This window comes from Streptomyces sp. Ru72 (assembly GCF_002920635.1).
In the GTDB taxonomy this organism is placed as follows: domain Bacteria; phylum Actinomycetota; class Actinomycetes; order Streptomycetales; family Streptomycetaceae; genus Streptomyces.
In genome coordinates, this window is sequence record NZ_PQSR01000039.1 from 17310 (window position 1) to 34401 (window position 17092).

12 protein-coding genes are annotated in these 17092 nt (G+C 70.8%); 7 read left to right on the top strand and 5 right to left on the bottom strand.

Features of this window, described 5'->3' with window-relative positions; all coding sequences use genetic code 11:
- Positions 1–22 precede the first annotated feature (22 nt).
- Both C3488_RS19485 and galE read left to right on the top strand, forming a co-directional pair.
- Entirely contained in the window at positions 23–1627 is a 1605-nt protein-coding gene (locus C3488_RS19485) for a glycosyltransferase family A protein (protein WP_103841106.1), read from the top strand.
- Between the two features lie 96 nt (positions 1628–1723).
- Positions 1724–2704, top strand: coding sequence for a UDP-glucose 4-epimerase GalE (gene galE / locus C3488_RS19490; protein WP_103841108.1), 981 nt, complete (start codon positions 1724–1726; stop codon positions 2702–2704).
- A 39-nt stretch (positions 2705–2743) separates the two neighbouring features.
- On the opposite strand, the gene C3488_RS19495 is transcribed toward galE, so the two are convergent.
- On the bottom strand, positions 2744–3676 hold the full coding sequence (locus C3488_RS19495; RefSeq protein ID WP_103841110.1) for an oxidoreductase: 933 nt from the start codon (positions 3674–3676) through the stop codon (positions 2744–2746).
- 81 nt (positions 3677–3757) lie between these two features.
- On the opposite strand from C3488_RS19495, the gene C3488_RS19500 reads away from it, so the two are divergent.
- Complete coding sequence (locus C3488_RS19500) at positions 3758–4351, top strand: TetR/AcrR family transcriptional regulator (RefSeq protein WP_103841112.1); 594 nt, start codon at positions 3758–3760, stop codon at positions 4349–4351.
- Between the two features lie 118 nt (positions 4352–4469).
- On the opposite strand, the gene C3488_RS19505 is transcribed toward C3488_RS19500, so the two are convergent.
- The gene (locus tag C3488_RS19505; protein ID WP_103841114.1) at positions 4470–7265 is read right to left on the bottom strand and encodes an N-acetylmuramoyl-L-alanine amidase; all 2796 of its coding nucleotides are present in this window, start codon (positions 7263–7265) and stop codon (positions 4470–4472) included.
- Positions 7266–7592: 327 nt separating this feature from the next.
- On the bottom strand, positions 7593–8219 hold the full coding sequence (locus C3488_RS19510; RefSeq protein ID WP_103841160.1) for a TetR/AcrR family transcriptional regulator: 627 nt from the start codon (positions 8217–8219) through the stop codon (positions 7593–7595).
- 258 nt (positions 8220–8477) lie between these two features.
- On the opposite strand from C3488_RS19510, the gene C3488_RS19515 reads away from it, so the two are divergent.
- From C3488_RS19515 to C3488_RS19530, 4 genes are all read left to right on the top strand, one after another.
- Positions 8478–9392: an ABC transporter permease gene (locus tag C3488_RS19515; RefSeq protein ID WP_103841115.1), complete on the top strand. Its 915-nt coding sequence runs from the start codon at positions 8478–8480 to the stop codon at positions 9390–9392.
- Positions 9385–10269 (top strand): ABC transporter ATP-binding protein, encoded by an 885-nt coding sequence (locus C3488_RS19520; RefSeq protein ID WP_258053511.1) that lies wholly within the window; start codon positions 9385–9387, stop codon positions 10267–10269. Before C3488_RS19515 ends, C3488_RS19520 begins: the two co-directional genes overlap by 8 nt.
- Positions 10270–10407: 138 nt before the next feature.
- The gene (locus C3488_RS19525) at positions 10408–12639 is read left to right on the top strand and encodes a CDP-glycerol glycerophosphotransferase family protein (protein ID WP_103841117.1); all 2232 of its coding nucleotides are present in this window, start codon (positions 10408–10410) and stop codon (positions 12637–12639) included.
- Entirely contained in the window at positions 12636–14312 is a 1677-nt protein-coding gene (locus C3488_RS19530) for a glycosyltransferase family 2 protein (RefSeq protein WP_103841119.1), read from the top strand. The genes C3488_RS19525 and C3488_RS19530 overlap by 4 nt, the downstream gene beginning before the upstream one ends.
- Positions 14313–14858: 546 nt before the next feature.
- On the opposite strand, the gene C3488_RS19535 is transcribed toward C3488_RS19530, so the two are convergent.
- Together C3488_RS19535 and C3488_RS19540 are read right to left on the bottom strand one after the other, a co-directional pair.
- Positions 14859–16424, bottom strand: coding sequence for a hypothetical protein (locus C3488_RS19535; RefSeq protein WP_374955438.1), 1566 nt, complete (start codon positions 16422–16424; stop codon positions 14859–14861).
- A complete protein-coding gene (locus tag C3488_RS19540) occupies positions 16421–16930 on the bottom strand; it encodes a GtrA family protein (RefSeq protein ID WP_258053512.1) in 510 nt (169 codons plus the stop codon). The genes C3488_RS19535 and C3488_RS19540 overlap by 4 nt, the downstream gene beginning before the upstream one ends.
- Positions 16931–17092 lie beyond the last annotated feature (162 nt).

Genomic DNA, 17092 nt, shown 5'->3' on the forward strand with positions numbered 1-17092 from the left:
GTATTCTCGGCTCGTGGAAGCGATGGGTCTCCCTCAGGATGCACAGGTCAGCGTCGTCGTCATCGGATACGACGACGCCGCCCATGTGACAGACGCGGTCCGTTCGGCCCTCGCGCAGGGCGGGGTCGTCCGCGAAGTGATCGCGGTCGACGACTGCTCGTCGGACGGCAGCGTGGAGCTGCTGCGTGCCCTGGCGGCCGAGGAGCCGCGGGTCAGGGTGATCAGCCGGACCACCAACAGCGGCGGCTGCGGAACCCCGCGCAACGACGGCATCGAGGCGGCGACCGCCCCGTACGTGATGTTCCTCGACAGCGACGACGTGCTGCCGCCGGGCGCGGTCGACGCGCTGCTCATGGCGGCCGTCGCGCACGGCACCCAGCTCGCCGCCGGCCTGTGTGTGCGCCGCGAGCTGCCCTCGGGCCGCGAGGTGTCCTGGCAGCCGGAGCTCTACGAGCGGGCCGCGGTGGTCTCCCACCCCTCCCGGCGCCCCGGCCTGGCCCAGGACACGCTGTGCGTCAACAAGCTGTACCGCACCGACTTCCTGCGTGAGCACGGCATCCGCTTCCCCGACGGCCGCTTCCCTTACGAGGACTTCGTCTTCAGCGCGCGCGTGCTGGCCGCCGGCCCGAGCATCGCAGTGATCCCCGACACCGTGTACATCTGGCATGTGCGCCGCTCCGCCCAGCGCCTGTCCATCTCCCTCGCCCGCGCCGACATCGAGAACTGGAAGGCGCGCATGGAGGCGACCCGGCAGTCGTACGAGATCCTGCTGGGCGCCGGCGAGAAACACCTGGCGCGGGCGGTCCGCACCACCTTCCTGGACCGGGGCTTGCGCATGTACACGCGGGAGCTGCCGTTGCGCGACGAGGAGTACCGCAAGGAGTGGTGGCGGCTCACGCGCGCGTACCTCGAGGAGTTCGAGGCGGCCGACTTCGCGCAGGCGTCCGTGCCGGGGCGGGTCGTCGCCCAGGTGGTGCTCGCCTCCGAGCAGCCCCGCGACCTGCACCGGCTGAAGGAGCTCGCGGCCCGTCCGGCGCGGCTGACCCCGCCGTACGCGAGGACGGCGGACGGCAGTCCCGTCTGGTCGGACGACCTCGCGCAGGTCCGGCTCGAGCACCTGCTGCACCGCCCCATGGAGCACCTGCCGGTCGCCGTCGACGCGGAACTACGCCCCGGCGCGCGTGCCGGCCGGCTGCTGCTGCGCCTGCACGAGCTGTACGGGCGGGTGGAGAACGCGCGTCCGGCCCGGGTGGACGTGGAGTTCGTGCTCCGGGAGGACGAGAAGCGGGTGGGGCTGTCCACCACGGCCACGCTCCGGAAGGACCCGGACTCCGCCGGCTGGACGGCCGAGACATCCGTGGACCTGGCGGCCCTCCGGGCCGGAACCTGGGACCTGAAGCTGACGCTCCGCTTCGACGACGGAACAAGCCGCGAGACCGCGCCGCACGCCGTCGCGGGCGCCGGCCTGCTGCGCCGCCAGGCGGTGCCGAGCCTGAGGCACGGCGTGCTGCTGGTGCAGCCGTACGCGACACACTCGGGGGCGTTGGCGCTGAGGGTGGCGTCAGGGGCACGAGGAGTGACATCGGTCGCCCGGCGCAGGCTCCGGCGCCTGCTTCGCTCGAGGTGACCGACGACAGGTGGACGACGGCAGGAGAACTCCACCTGCTTCACTGAAGTGGCAGCAAGAACACGACAGGCCAACGAGCAAGGAGACGGCCGCATCATGACCTGGCTGATCACCGGCGGTGCCGGTTACATCGGGGCGCACGTCGTCCGTGCGATGACCGAGGCGGGCGAGCGCGCCGTGGTGTACGACGACCTTTCCACGGGCATCGCCGAGCGCGTGCCCGCGCAGGTACCGCTGGTGGAGGGCTCCACCCTGGACGGCGACCTGCTGCGCCGCACGCTGGCGGAGCACTCGGTGACGGGAGTCGTGCACCTGGCGGCGAAGAAGCAGGTGGGCGAGTCGGTGGAGCTGCCGCTGCACTACTACCGGGAGAACGTGGAGGGGCTGCGCGTCCTGCTGGAGGCGGTGACGGAGTGTGAGGTTCCGTCCTTCGTGTTCTCCTCGTCCGCCGCCGTGTACGGCATGCCGGACGTGGACCTGGTCACGGAGGAGACGCCCTGCGTCCCGATGTCGCCGTACGGCGAGACCAAGCTGGCCGGCGAGTGGCTGGTCCGGGCGACGGGAAGGGCGACCGGCCTGTCCACGGCGTCCCTGCGCTACTTCAATGTCGCGGGCGCGGCGAGCCCCGAACTGGCGGACCTCGGCGTCTTCAACCTGATCCCGATGGTGTTCGAGAAGCTGACCGAGAACGCGGCACCGCGCATCTTCGGCGACGACTACGCCACGCCCGACGGCACCTGCATCCGCGACTACATCCATGTGACCGACCTGGCGGAGGCCCACGTCGCGGCCGCCCGCGCGCTCCAGGCCTCCCCCGGCACGGACCTCACCGTCAACATCGGCCGCGGGGAGGGCGTGTCGGTCCGCGAGATGATCGACCGCATCAACGCGATCACCGGCTACGACATCCCGCCGACGGTCACCCCGCGCCGCCCCGGCGACCCGGCCCGGGTCGTCGCCTCGGCCGACCGTATCGCCCGGGAACTGGGCTGGACGGCCAAGCGCGACGTGGAGGACATGATCACCTCGGCGTGGGAGGGCTGGGTGCGCAGGCATCCGGAGGCGGCGCGGCGGTAGGACGCCCGGGCCTCGCGAGGCGGCGCGACGGTAGGACGCTCAGCCCGTCGCGCTCCGCGAGAGTGCGGGGAGTCCGGGGAACGCGACGCCCGTCAGTTCCTCGGACACCGCCCACAGGCGGCGGGCCGCCTCCGGGTCACTGGCCGCGTTCGAGCGGCCGACCAGGGTGGGTGCGCCGCGCATCTCGCCCAGGCCGTCGGGGCCGACGTAGCTCGCGCCGGGCAGGTCCTGGGTCGCGGCGTACAGGGTGGGCAGCGCGCCCGCCTTCTGGTCCTGGGCGAACAGGCGGTTGCCGGCCTGCATCCCGATCCGGCGCAGGGCGCTCGCGTCATGACCCTGGAGGTTGGTCGCCGCCCAGCCCGGGTGCGCGGCCAGCGCCCGCACCCGGGAGCCCGCCTCGGTCAGGCGGCGCTGCAGCTCCAGGGTGAACAGCAGGTTGGCCAGCTTGGACTGGGCGTAGGCGGCCATCGGGGAGTACGCGCCGGTCAGGTTCAGGTTCTCGAAGTGGATGCGCGCCCCGGGATACCGGTGCATACCGGATGACACGGTGACCACGCGATCCGTCACATGCGGCAGCAGCAGGTTCGTCAGGGCGAAGTGGCCCATGTGGTTGGTGCCGAACTGGGTCTCGAAGCCGTCCTTGGTGGTGCCCTCGGGGACGTTCATGACACCGGCGTTGTTGACGAGGACGTCGATGTCGCCCCGCCACCCGCCGGCGAACTCCCGTACGGAGGCGAGATCGGCCAGGTCGAGGCGGCGCACCTCGAGGCGGCCCTTCGCGCCGCGCACGCCGGCGGCGGCCGCCTCACCGCGCCGGGGATCGCGTACGGCGAGCACCACATGGGCGCCTGCCCGGGCGAGGGCTTCGACGGCGGCGAGGCCGATGCCGCTGTTGGCGCCGGTGATGACGACGGTGCGGCCGGTCTGGTCGGTGATGTCGTCGGCATTCCACTTCTGCTGTGTCTTGGGCATGCCTTCAAAGTAGGCGCCGACAACAATGCTGTCAATGACAACAATGTAGGCGTCGGCCACTTCGCCGATACACTGACCGGTATGCACACTCGCCGTCGCTACCACCACGGAGACCTCCGCGCCGCGCTGCTCACCCGGGCGGAGGAGACCCTCCGGGAGAGGGGACCGGCCGCGCTGTCCCTCCGCGAACTCGCGCGCGACCTGGGCGTGAGCCACGCCGCACCGAGCCGCCACTTCAAGGACAAGCAGGCACTGCTGGACGCCCTGGCGCTGACCGGTTTCCACCGGCTCGCCCAGACGATGACGGCGGCCCTGGAGGGAACGGGCGCGTCGTTCGCCGAGCGGCTGCGGGCCGGGGCCCATGCCTACGTGGAATTCGCCACCGCCAATGCCGCGTTGCTGGACCTGATGTACGCGATCAAGCACACCCCCGAAGCCTCCGAGGAGCTCGGTGCCGCGTCGCAGCGGTGGATCGCGCAGATGGAGAACCTGATCGCCGAGGCCCAGCGCCGCGGCGAGGTGCGCGACGGCTCCCTGGAGAGCGTGGGCATCGGGGTCTTCTCCACCCTGCACGGCTACGCCTCACTCGCGGCGAGCGATCACCTGCCGCCGGAGGTGCGCGCCCAGGGCCTGGACGACCTGGTCGCGTTCATCCTGCGGGGCTGCGCCCCGTAGCAGCGGGACCGGGCCCGGAGCCCTGCTCACCCAGGGCGGCCCCACACACGACCGACCCCCGTCCGCCCTGGCGGTGAACCAGTTCGGACGGGGGTCGGCGTGCCGGTGCCGATACCGGTCAGATGATGGGGTCGTAGATGTCCCACCCCGTGGCGATGCTGCTTCGCGAGCCGTACGGCGACGTCGGGCTGCCGGTACCCGGGTAGAGGTACGCGTTCCCGGAGGAGTCCCGGGCGACGAGGTCGGGCTTGCCGTCGCCGGTCACGTCACCGGGGCCGACCATCATGTAGCCGCCCCAGCCGTAGCCGACCTTCGTGCGCGGGCCGAAGGGCGAGGTGGTGCTCCCCGTACCGGGGTAGATGTACAGGTTCCCGGAGGAGTCGCGGGCGAGCAGGTCCGGCTTGCCGTCACCCGTGAGGTCGCCGGAGTTGACCATGGTGTAACCGCCCCAGCCGTAGCCCGCATTGATGCGCGGACCGAAGGGAGAGGTGGTGCTGCCCGTACCGGGATAGACGTACAGGTTCCCGGAGGAGTCGCGGGCGAGCAGGTCCGGCTTGCCGTCACCGGTCAGGTCCCCCATGCCGAGCATGGTGTAGCCGCCCCAGCCATAGCCTGCCTTCACACGCGCCTTGAAGGGTGCCGACGGGTTGCCACTGCCCTGGTAGTACCAGAGGTTGCCGGAGCCGTCGCGGGCGACCATGTCACCGGTGCCGTCGGCGTGGAAGACCGACATCGGCGTCATGGCGTTGTAGCCGCCCCAGCCATAGCCGACCTTGTACCGCGACAGGAACGGCGACGACGCCACGCCCGTGCCCTGGTACTGCCACAGGTTGCCCGACGAGTCGCGGGCGAGGAGGTTCTGCCGTGTCGAGGCCGCCGGCCCGGGCACCGCGGAGACCACCTTCACATCCGCCGAACTCAGGTACGCGAGACGGTGGTTGTACCGGATCGGGTAGTAGGTGGTGGTGCCGCTGATCACGGTTCGGTCGTACTGGGCACTGCCGTCGAACGTCGTCGAGCGGTAGTAGTCCGACGTCTCCTTCGCGTTGGCGACGTACGACTGCCCGGCCGGGATCGAGTACTTGGTGAGCGGCGTCACCGGCTGCGGGGTGAGACCGCTCGGGTACGCGCTCGCCTCCGGGTAGGCGCGGCCGTAGACCGGGATGGAGTCGGCCCCGTCGCGGGCGGTGACCACCGTGACCGCCGAGGTGTCGGAGACCGGAACGGTGTACGCGCCGTGCGGGTTGTAGAACCACGCCTTGGCGCCGCCATACCAGATCGCCGTCCAGTCACCCTGCTGGTCGGCCACCACGAAGTCCTGACCGGCGACCGCCTTGTCGCTCCAGTCGGATGCGGCGGTGGTCCCGGAGGAGAAGTACGGGTTCGTGATCAGCGACGCGCTGTCGGACGGCGAGGTGCGCAGGTACACGAAGTCGGCGGGCTGCGCCGACTGACCGCTGACGGGCGGCTCGTACGACGAGTCGAACGGCGGCGCGATCCGCACCACCTCGCCGGCGACGAGCGGCGACCCGGCAGGGTTGCTGTTCGGCACGCCGAGCAGGGACATGTAGTGGTTCCAGTCCCAGTACGTGCCCGGGTCCCAGTGCATGCCGGAGACGTAGGCGTCCAGCGGGCCCGTGATGTCGTCGTGGCCGATGATGTGTTCGCGGTCGAGCGGGATGCCGTACTTGCCCGCGAGGTACTTCACCAGCGCGGCGGACGACTCGTACTCCGACTCGGTGTACCAGCTCCCGCCCTGGAGCGCGAAGCCCTCGTGCTCGATGCCGATGGCGTGCTGGTTCATGTACCAGTTGCCCGCGTGCCAGGCGACGTCCTTGTTGGCCACCATCTGCGTGACCAGCCCGTCCGAGGAGCGGATCAGGTAGTGGGCGCTGGCGCCGGCGGTCGGGTCCTGGAACTGGCTGAGTGCCGAGGCGTACTGGCCCTCGGTGTCGTGGATGACGATGTAGTTGATCGCGTCGCCGTCCGAGGGCCGGTCGGCGATGTCGTAGTTCCCGTACTGCGTCTTGTCCGTGGAACTGGTCTGCTTGTACGCGGCGGGCGCGTAGTTGCACGTCAGGCCGGACGGGCACTCCGGGGCCGGGGTGGTGGTCGCGGTCGCCGCCGTCGCGGTGGTGTAGCTCGCGTCCGTCGCGGTGGCGTAGCCGGTGTGCGTGCTGCCGGTGGTCGAGTAGGCGGCCGTGCTCGCCTGCGGCTTCAGCCCGGGCTGCGCCTCGAGCGTCACCCGCTGGCCGTCGGCGGTCACACGGCTGATCCCCGAACGCATGTGGGCGTAGACGCGCTGCGCGAACTGCGCCGCGCCCCGGCCGTCCGGCGACTGACTGTAACGTTCCACCGCCGCGTACCACTGCGCCGGGTCGGCCGGCAGGCCGCCGGTCGCCGCGCGCTCGTACTCGGCCAGCAGCGCCGCACCTGCGCGCACGCTCTGCCTCATGTCCGTGCGCAGTGACGTCGTCGATGCGCCGATGAGCTTGGCCGCCCGGTCGAGCGTGTGCAGTGCGGGCGCGTCCGTCTGCACGGCGCCCACGTCGGCCAGCACCTGCTTCGAGGGATGGAAGGGCCGCCGGCCGTCCTCACCCCGCAGGTTCAACTCCCGCATGCGGTCGCCGACCGACTCCTTGGGCACGTCCGTCGAGGCCACCTGTGTGAGGCCCATCACGTTGTAATTGCCGGTCATGCTCGGCCGGCCCGCGTGGGTGTCCCAGCGGCTCTGCTGATACGCCACCGCCATCAGCACGCTCTGCGGCACGTGGAACTCCCGTGCCGCCGAGGCGAACTCGTCCTGCAGGGCAGTGGGGGCGACCGCCGTCGACGGCGAACCACCGGGCTGGCCGGCCTGCGCCACGGCCGCGATTCCCACCGCGACCAGGGCGAGCACACCTCCGGCAGCCATCACGACCCGCGTCCTTGACCGGCGGTGTCTTCGCTGCTTGCGATTCAAAAGACCGTCACATCCTGTTCTGGCCATGGCTCGGCCAACCAGCGGGGGGTGGGGGCGGCACCCGGACGTTAGCAGGGAAGACGCCCCCGCACACACCTGGTATGCCGAACCAAGAGTCATTTCATGGCCAAGGCGCTCGTTTGCTCGCCCTCTTCGCCGCCTTTCGGGCCGGGTTCGCCGAGCGACTCCCGGGGCCGATGGGCGGACGACCGCCGTCTCGGTGAGGCGCGGTGGCGCTGTCGGCGGCCCGGCGCGGGGCCCCGACGGTCACCGCCGGGCTCACAAGGCCCTGAGCGCCCCCGCCGTGGCCCGGGCCAGCCCCGCCAGATACCCCTTCGGCAGCTTCGGTCCCCGGACCACCACCGCTCGCCAGTACAGCGGGCCCGAGATCAGGTCCAGGGCCAGGTCCGTGTCGATCGCCGCGCCGATCTCGCCGCGGGCGACCGCCGCCGCGACGATGCCGCTCGCCACGCTGTCCTGGCCCTCGCGCAGCGCCTTCTGCATGGCCTCCGCGATGTCGGGGTTGCGGGCCGCCTCCGCCTGGAGGTCCGGGATGATCTGGCCGGCCACCGGGTGGCGCAGGGCTCGGGAGGTGACCTCGTAGAGGAGACGGAGGTCTCCTTCGAGTGACCCGGTGTCGGGGGCCGGCAGGCCCTGGACGGCGATCGCCGAGACCAGGTCGAGGACCAGGTGCAGTTTCGAGCGCCACCGGCGGTACACCGCCGTCTTGCCGACACCGGCCCGGCGCGCGATGCCCTCGATGGACATCCGGGCGTAGCCGACGGCCGCCAGCTCCTCGAAGACCGCCGCGCGAATGGCTTCCGTCACGTCCTCACGGAGGACGGCCGCGCCCGCGGGCGCCCTGCGGCGCCGTTTCACCTGGGGAGTGTCGGCGTTCGTCGTCATGCGGACCAGCATAGGGCGTGACGACGAAACGGTTGCGTTCCGACGTCGAATCGGCTTACTCTCGCGTGGCGACGATACGGTCCCGTTCCGACGTAAAGGGCAGTAGTCCAAACCCCCAAGAGCAGTACAAGAGCCCTACAGCCGAGCAAGACGCCGGCAAGAAACGTGAGAAACGCAGGGCAGCGGTACCAGAGGGGACAAGGCGGCGGAACACTCGGTACCGGTTGCGCAACCGACCCTCGAGCGAAAGCAGCGGATGTGAGCCAGGTCCTCCACACACCGCCTCCCACGGCCGCCGAGCCGGCCGAGACCCCGGCACAGCTCGCCGCCCGGTACGGCCTCGCGGTCAGCGGTGCCCGCCCCTCCGTGCCGGAGTACGTCCGCCAGCTATGGGCGCGCCGGCACTTCATCACGGCCTTCGCCACCGCCAAGCTCACCGCCCAGTACAGCGAGGCGAAGCTCGGCCAGATCTGGCAGGTCGCGAACCCGCTGCTGAACGCCGCGGTCTACTACTTCATCTTCGGCATCCTGCTGGGCACCAGCAAAGGCGTGCCGGACTACATCCCGTTCCTGGTGACGGGTGTGTTCGTCTGGACGTTCACGCAGAGCTCGATCATGGCGGGCACCCGGGCGATCTGCGGCAACCTCGGCCTGGTCCGGGCCCTGCACTTCCCGCGGGCCGCGCTGCCGATCTCCTTCGCGCTCCAGCAGCTCCAGCAGCTGCTGTTCTCGATGGCCGCCCTGGTCGTGATCCTCCTGTGCTTCGGGGTGCCGGTGGCCGCCTCCTGGGTCCTCGCGGTCCCGGTCCTGCTCCTGCAGTTCGTGTTCAACGCCGGTGTGTCGATGATCGTGGCCCGGATGGGCGCCAAGACGCCGGACATCGCTCAGCTGATGCCGTTCATCCTGCGCACCTGGATGTACGTCTCGGGCGTCATGTGGAGCATCGGCAAGACGCTGAAGCACAGCGGCATGCCCCACTGGGCGAAGCTGCTGCTGGAGTCGAACCCCGCGGCCGTCTACATCGACCTCATGCGCTTCGCCCTGATCGACAGCTTCAAGGCGCACCAGCTCCCGCCCCACGTGTGGGCGTACGCGACGGGCTGGGCCCTGCTCGCCGGCGTCGGCGGCTTCATCTACTTCTGGAAGGCTGAGGAGACGTACGGCCGTGGCTGATCTTGTGAACGACGGGCTGAACGACGGCCGGAAGGACGAGCCGGTCCCCACCGTCATCTGTGACGGCGTCGACATCGTCTACCGCGTCAACGGCACCGGCGCGGGCCGTGGCTCGGCGACCGCGGCGCTCAACCGCATCCTGCGCCGCAAGCAGGCGGAGAAGGCGGCCGGCGTGCGCCGGGTGCACGCGGTGAAGAACGTGTCCTTCACCGCGTACAAGGGCGAAGCCATCGGGCTGATCGGAACCAACGGCTCAGGCAAATCCACGCTGCTGAAGGCCATCGCCGGCCTGCTCCCCGTGGAGAACGGCAAAATCTACACCAACGGTCAGCCGTCCCTCCTCGGTGTCAACGCGGCCCTGATGAACGACCTGACCGGCGAGCGCAACGTCTACCTGGGCGGTCTTGCCATGGGCATGTCCCGGGAGCAGATCAAGGAGCGTTACCAGGGCATCGTCGACTTCTCCGGCATCAACGAGAAGGGCGACTTCATCACACTCCCCATGCGGACGTACTCCTCCGGCATGGCCGCCCGTCTGCGCTTCTCCATCGCCGCCGCCAAGGACCACGACGTGCTGCTGATCGACGAGGCGCTCGCCACCGGCGACCGGTCGTTCCAGCAGCGGTCCGAGGAACGCATCCGCGAGCTGCGCGAGCAGGCGGGTACCGTCTTCCTGGTCAGTCACAACAACAAGTCCATCCGGGACACCTGTGACCGGGTGCTGTGGCTGGAGCGCGGTGTACTCCGCATGGACGGCCCGACCGAGGAGGTCCTCGAGGCCTACGAGGCGTTCACGGGCGGTGCCGACAAGGCCAGGAGCGGGAGCGCCACCGGGCAGGCGAGCGCCCAGAAGAAGGCACCCGCAGGAGCGAAGTAGCATTTTCCTTCACCGAGACGCGGGACGAGAGCGGTTGTTCCCCTCTCGTACGTGTCTCTTACTATCTCGTATACGCCTTATTCATGTTGTTCATCAGCAGCAGTGCCGCCGTGGGCGACTGAAGAGCAGGGAGACCACGTGCAACCAGGGCTGAGCGTGATCGTTCACGGCCCCGAGACCCAAGGCCACCTGGGCGAGCTTCTCGACGCCCTCACGACCCAGCCTTTCGCCGAGGCCGAGGTGGTGATCGCGGCCGTCGGCGACTGGGCCCGGCAGGAGGCCGAGCGGCGTGCCGCGGACGACCCCCGAATGGTGGTGCTGCCGCTGCCCGAGGGCACGAGCGACGGCGCGGCCCGGGCCGCGGGCGCCGAGCGGGCCACCGGCCGCTGGCTGCACTTCGTGCACGCCAAGGACGGGCTGCCCGTGGGCGCCGTGCGCACGGTCGCGGACCGCGTCGCGGAGCTCGGGGACTCCGCGGACGTCCTGGTCGTGGACCACCTCCGCTCGACCTGGCAGACCTCCGGGGCACCCAGCGAGGACCACCGGTTCCTGGCCCGGGCGAGCCGCCGCGGCGTCCCGCTCGCCGACTTCCCGCAACTGCTGCGGCTCACTCCCGTGCTCGGCATTCGCGTGGTACGGGCTGATTTCTGGCGAAACCAGGACATCGCAGACATCGCAGACGATGACTTCCGTGACGACGAGGCGTACACCGCGCTCGCCGTGCTCCTGCACGCGGACCGGATCGCCGCCCTCGACCACGTCGCGTACGAGATCAGGGAACTGCGCGAGGAGAGCCTGCCGCCGGTGACCGCCGGCCAGCGGTACGCCGTGATAGAGCGCTATGAGCGGCTGCACCGCATCCTGGCCGACCAGGGCGCGCCCCAGGGACCGCGCGCGGTGCTGTACGACGTCATGGTCCGCGACCTGCTGCGCACGTTCGCCCGCAGCAGGATGCCGGAGCAGGTCGCACGGGAGTTCTTCGCCCGCGCGTCCCGGGCCGCCGTGCACTGGCGGCCTGAGCACCACCAGCGCCCGGGCGGTTTCGAGGGCATCCGCCGCTCGCTCCTGGAAAAGAACGAGTACACCCGTTACCGCGCCTTCCAGGCGGCCAACCAGAAGCGGCGCGACGTGAAGTCGGTGGTGTCCACCGGCAAGCGCGAGGTGGGGGCGAAACTGCGCGACCACCGCTACCGGCGCGCCCTGAGCGAGCCCGTCGACCCCGACCTGGCCGTCTTCTCGGCGTACTGGGACCGGGGCGTGGCCTGCAACCCGGCCGCGATCGCCGCGAAGCTCACCGAGCTCGCCCCGCACATCCACCAGGTGTGGGTGGTCGCCCGCGCCAAGGCGGCGCTGCTGCCGCCGGGCACCGACCACATCATCGCGGGCACCCGCCGCTACTGGGACGTGATGGCACGTGCCAAGTACCTGGTGAACAACGTCAACTTCCCGAACCCGGTGGTCAAGCGCCCGGACGCGATCCACCTCCAGACCCATCACGGCACCCCGCTCAAGCGCATGGGCCTGGACCAGCTGGACTTCCCGGCCGCATCCAAGGGGCTCGACTTCGACGCGCTGCTGGCCCGTATCGACAAGTGGGACTACAGCCTCTCGTCCAACAGCCACTCCACTCGGATGTGGGAGCGTGCGTACCCGTCGCGGTACACGAAGCTGGACTACGGCTATCCGCGCAATGACGTCTTCTACTCGGCGACGGCCGAGGACATCCGCGCGATCCGCGAACGCCTGGGCATCGCCCCGGGCCGCCGGGCCATCCTGTACGCGCCCACCCACCGCGACTACGAGGCCGGGTGGACCCCGCGCCTCGACCTCGCCTCCCTCGCCGACCGGCTCGGCGAGGACACGGTCCTGCTGGTCCGCGGCCACTACTTCTACGGCGGCGCGGCCTCCCCGCTGACCGGCCTGCGCCGCTCGGGACGGGTGATCGACGTGTCGTCGTACGACCCCGTCGAGGACCTGTGCCTGGCGGCGGACGCGCTGGTCACGGACTACTCGTCCATCATGTTCGACTACGCCAACCTCAACCGTCCGATCGTGATCTACGCCGACGACTGGGAGACGTACGCGAAGACCCGCGGCGTCTACTTCGACCTGATGGCGGAGGCCCCGGGCCAGGTGGCGCGCACCCAGGAGCAACTGGCGGCCGTGTTCGAGACGGAGGCGTGGCGGGACGAGGCCGCGCGGAAGTCGCTGACCGCCTTCCGGCGCCGGTTCTGCGAGTTCGACGACGGGCGGGCCGCGGAACGGGTGGTGCGCCGGGTGTTCCTGGGCGAGAGCGAGGAGTCGCTGCCGCCGGTGATCCCCGTGGACGAACGCACCCCGGCCCCGACTCCTGAGGAGGCGAACGCGTGACGACGGCCGTGACCGCCGAGACCCCGACCCCCGATGTGACGATCACGGTCATCGTCTACAACGACGCGGAGCGCCTTCCGCGTGCGGTGGCGTCGCTGCTGCGGCAGACGCACACCAACATCGAGGTGATCATCAGCGACGACCACTCGACGGACGACACGCCGTCGGTGGCGCGGCGGCTGGCCGCCCAGGACGAGCGGGTGCGTTATCTGCGCCTGCCGGAGAACAGCGGCGGGTGCAGCGCACCGCGCAACCGGGCGCTGGAGATCGCCCGAGGGCCGTATCTGATGTTCCTCGACAGCGACGACGAACTGCCCGAGAACGCGGTCGAGTTGCTGCTGGCGGCACACCGCGAGCGGGAAGTCGACTTCGCGATGGGCGCGGTGGAGCGGGTCCGTGTCGACACCGGACGGCGCTCGACCTGGATGGCGCACCTCGTCGCCGAGCGGCGCACGGTGGAGGGCATCGACTCCGAGCCCGAACTGCTCTTCGAGCACCTGTCGACGAGCAAGATGTACCGGCGGGAGTTCCTGGACCGGCACCAGCTGCGCTTCCCCGAGGGGATCCACTACGAGGACCAGCTGTTCTCGGCGCAGGCGTACTGTCTGGCCCGGTCCTTCACGATCATCCCGGAGCCGGTGTACCGCTGGTACATAGCGCCGTTCGTGGCGGCCGAGGCGGCGTCGATCTCCAACCAGCGGCACAAGCTGTCGAACGTCAGCGACCGCATCTACGTGCAGACGCTGATCGACGAGTTCCTGAAGGAGAGCGGGCACGAGGGGCTGCGCGAGCACAAGGACTACAAGTTCCTCAAGCACGACTTCCGGATGTACGCCGGTGACCTGCCCTACCGCGACGAGGAGTGGCTGGCCGGTTTCGCGGACATCGTGACCCCGTATCTGGAGGGGCTCGCCGCCGACGCCTACGCCCGGCTGCCGCGTGTGGAGCGGGTGGTGCTCCAGCTCATCCGCGACCGGCGGCTGACGGAGGCGCAGGAGGCGGCGCGGGGGCTGGGCCACGGCGTGGCTCCCCGGACGACGTCCACGGACGACTCGGGGGCCGTGTACTGGGGTTCCCAGGTGCCGGCGTCGTCATGGGCGCGTCGGGAACTGGACGTCTCGGACTTGGAGTTGGAGTACCGGCCGTTCCCGAGCGCGCTGTTCCGGCACGAGATCACCTCGGTGGAGCCGGGCCCGGGCGCGTCGGTGAACCTGTCGATCCGCACCTACGATCCGGGGCTGCGGCTCCCCGTGGGCCCGCAGCGGGCGAGCATCGTGGTCGCGCCGGGGCGGCGCCGCCTGGTGACGGCGTTCCGCCTGGACCCGGTGCGGCCCGGTGTCTTCGAGGGCCGGGTGCGGGTCGACCTGGCGGCGGCGCAGCTGCCGGTCCAGGGATTCCAGGGCATCCGCCATCCGATGCTGCGCCTGGAGAACCAGGGCCTGTTCAACACGGGCGTGCTGCTGGCTCCGCTGACGTTCCCGGCACTGACGGCCACCCAGGTGGGCACGCTGCCGCACGAGGTGACCGTGGAGCCGGAGGGGCGCGGGGCGGGACGCCTGCAGGTGCGGTGGCGACCGGTGGGCGTCACGGCGAAGGTCGGTCCGGTGGTCCGGCGGGTCGCGGGTCCGCGGATGCGGCGGGCCGCGCGGCTGGTGCGGAGCGCGTTGCGGTAAGAGCACGGGGCGGCGGGGGCGAGCAGAGGTCTGTTCGCCCCCGCCGCCCTTGCCGTTCCCGTCACTGGGAGCCGCACTCCCAGATCCCGCTGTGGGGTCTTGCGACCGCGTACTCGAACGCCGGAGGGGCTGATTTTCAGCCCCTCCGGCGGTTTTTGGAGCGGGGTACGAGGGGCCGGCCCCAGAACGGGGTCTGCGACGGGCCCCGGCGGTGCGGGCGGAGGCCCGCGGGGGTACAGGGGACCCTAGTCCCCGCCAGAGCCCAAGGGCAGGGTCCCCCGAGGGGTACAAGGGACGTAGTCCCCGCCAGAGCCCAAGGGCAGGTCCCGCGAGGGGTACAGGGACGTAGTCCCCTCGAGGGCCCAAGGGCAGGGTCCCGCGAGGGGTACAGGGACGTAGTCCCCTCGAGGGCCCAAGGGCAGGGTCCCGCGAGAGGCGCAAGGGACCTAGTCCCCGCCAAAGCCCACAAGCAGAGCCCGGAGGACTGAAGGGGCGGAGCCCCTGGAGGGCGGGACAGGTAGGGGCGGCGGGGGCGGGGGGAACCCCCTAGCGTGCCACCACCTCGTACAGGACCTGGCCCCGAGGCCCCGAGGCCACCTTGCGCAGCGCCCCGTCCCCTGCCGGCAGCCCCCCGTCCGACCGGCGCTGGACAACCCACCGCACTCCGTACTTCCGCAGCACGTCCAGCCGCTCGGCCCGCGACGACCCGGCAGCGAAGTACGTCCGTACCGCCGCGTCCCTCCGCGCCTCGTCCGGCAGGAAGAAGTCCGGATAGCCGGGCGCCACCGTGTACGCCCCGTACGCCGGGATCTGCCGTGCGGGGTTCGTCTTGGCCATCACCACGTCCCCGTACCGCACCCACGGCGTGATCCAGTGGTACCCCACCCACGGGTCGCGGTACTTCTCCGCGACCACCTCGGGCAGCGCGCTCCGCCCCGTCACGTACCCGACCGTCTGGATCTGCGTCCACGCCCCCACGGCCAGCGCCGCGGCCAGCACCCCGGCCGCCACGTTCCGCAGTGCGCCCCGCGCCGCCCCGGCCACCTCCACGGCCGCCGCCAGCTGCGCCGGGATCAGCACCGCCGGCAGCGCCCGTCCCCAGGAGTAGTGCCCCGTCAGGCCGCCCAGGCCGAACAGCAGCACGCCCAGCGCGAAGAACAGGACCAGGGGGTCCAGACGATCCCGCCGCGCCCGTACCCCGAGCGCCACCACCCCGAGCAGCACCAGGCAGAACCGCGGGAACAGCTGGTCGTACAGCGGGCGGTGGATCTCCTCCAGACCGCCCACCCCGAACAGTGCGAAGAAGTCGTAGTACGGCCAGAGCGCGAGGATCACGGCCCCCAGGACGAGCCCGGCGCCAAGGCGCAGCCAGGTCCTGAGTCCGGCCCGCGCCCCGACCACCGTCGCCAGCGCGCCCAGCGTCGCGACCACCCCGGTGAACTGGTGGCTGAGCAGGACCACCGCCCACAGCGCACCGAGGCCGAGGAACGCCACCCAGCCGCCCTCGCTCTTCAGCGTCCGCGCGAGCAGCGCCCAGAAGTGGAAGGTCAGCCCCAGCGCGAACACGCTCGGATACGCCACTGTCAGCGCCAGCGAGTTCAGCCCGATGAAGCCGCTCCAGTTGAACACCTGGGTGCCCCACAGGAACACCAGGCTCAGCAGGGCGAGCGGCGGCGCGAGGCGGTGCGGACTCAGCGTGCGGACGTACCGCCACACACCCGTCACCAGCAGCGTCAGACTGATCAGCGCACCGATGCGCAGGACCACCCAGACGGACAGCCCGGTCACCCGTGCCACGACGCCGAGGAAGAGCATCCACGGCGAGTAGTACGGGCTCGGCGTGTTCTCGTCGACCAGGGGGTTGCCGGGGTCCAGCAGCCGGTGCCGCAGCCGCTCCACGGTCGCCGCGTGCATGCCGAGGTCGCCGACCCACGGCAGCCGCACGATGACGAGCAGCATCAGCACCACGAGCAGTGCCACCACGGCCCACAGCGCCGCGCCGACCGCGCCGTGCGGGGTCCGCACGGCCGCGAGCGGGCGCTGGAGCCGCTTCCCTCCGGACCGGCCGCGAGCCTCGTCGGTCCCCCCGGTCCCCTCTGCTGCGATGCTCATCGCGCTCCGGTGCCCTGCTTCCCGTGCTGGAACACCCACGTCCGGTACACCAGGAAGCGGAACGCCGACGCCAGCACGATCGACAGCGCCTTGGCCACGTTGGAGGTGATCGGCCCGTCCATGCCGAGGCCGTGGTAGCCGATGTAGAAGAGAACGCTCTCCATCGCCACGCCGATCCCGCTGAAGACGAAGAACAGCACGATCTGCTGCCGGGTGCGCGAGGCACGGTCGCGGTAGGCGAAGAAGCGGAAGCCCAGGTAGTTGGTGCCCATGGCGATGACGCTGGCGAGCACGGTCGCCGTCATCGGGGCCCACGACAGGCCGTGCAGGAGGGCGTTGAAGACGAGGATGTTGACCGCGACACCGCTGCCGCCGACGACCCCGAACTTGATCACCTCGACCGCCAGCCGCCGGACCCGGGCAAGCACCGGGACGGGGGCGGGTTGGACGCTCGCGGCAACCGGGCGAGCGACCTGGGGCCGCTGCTCGGTGAGGTTCAAAGACACGGGTGGGGGTCCTCCAACTCGTCCGACGATCACGCCAAACCTGTTCCGCACGTCCCGTCTCACAGGGACGAGCAGAACGAAGGGCTGGGCTCCCCCAGGTCTTGGCAAGAAAGCGTCAGACTACGTTAGCCGATGAGCGACCGCGGGCATGATGCGGGGATA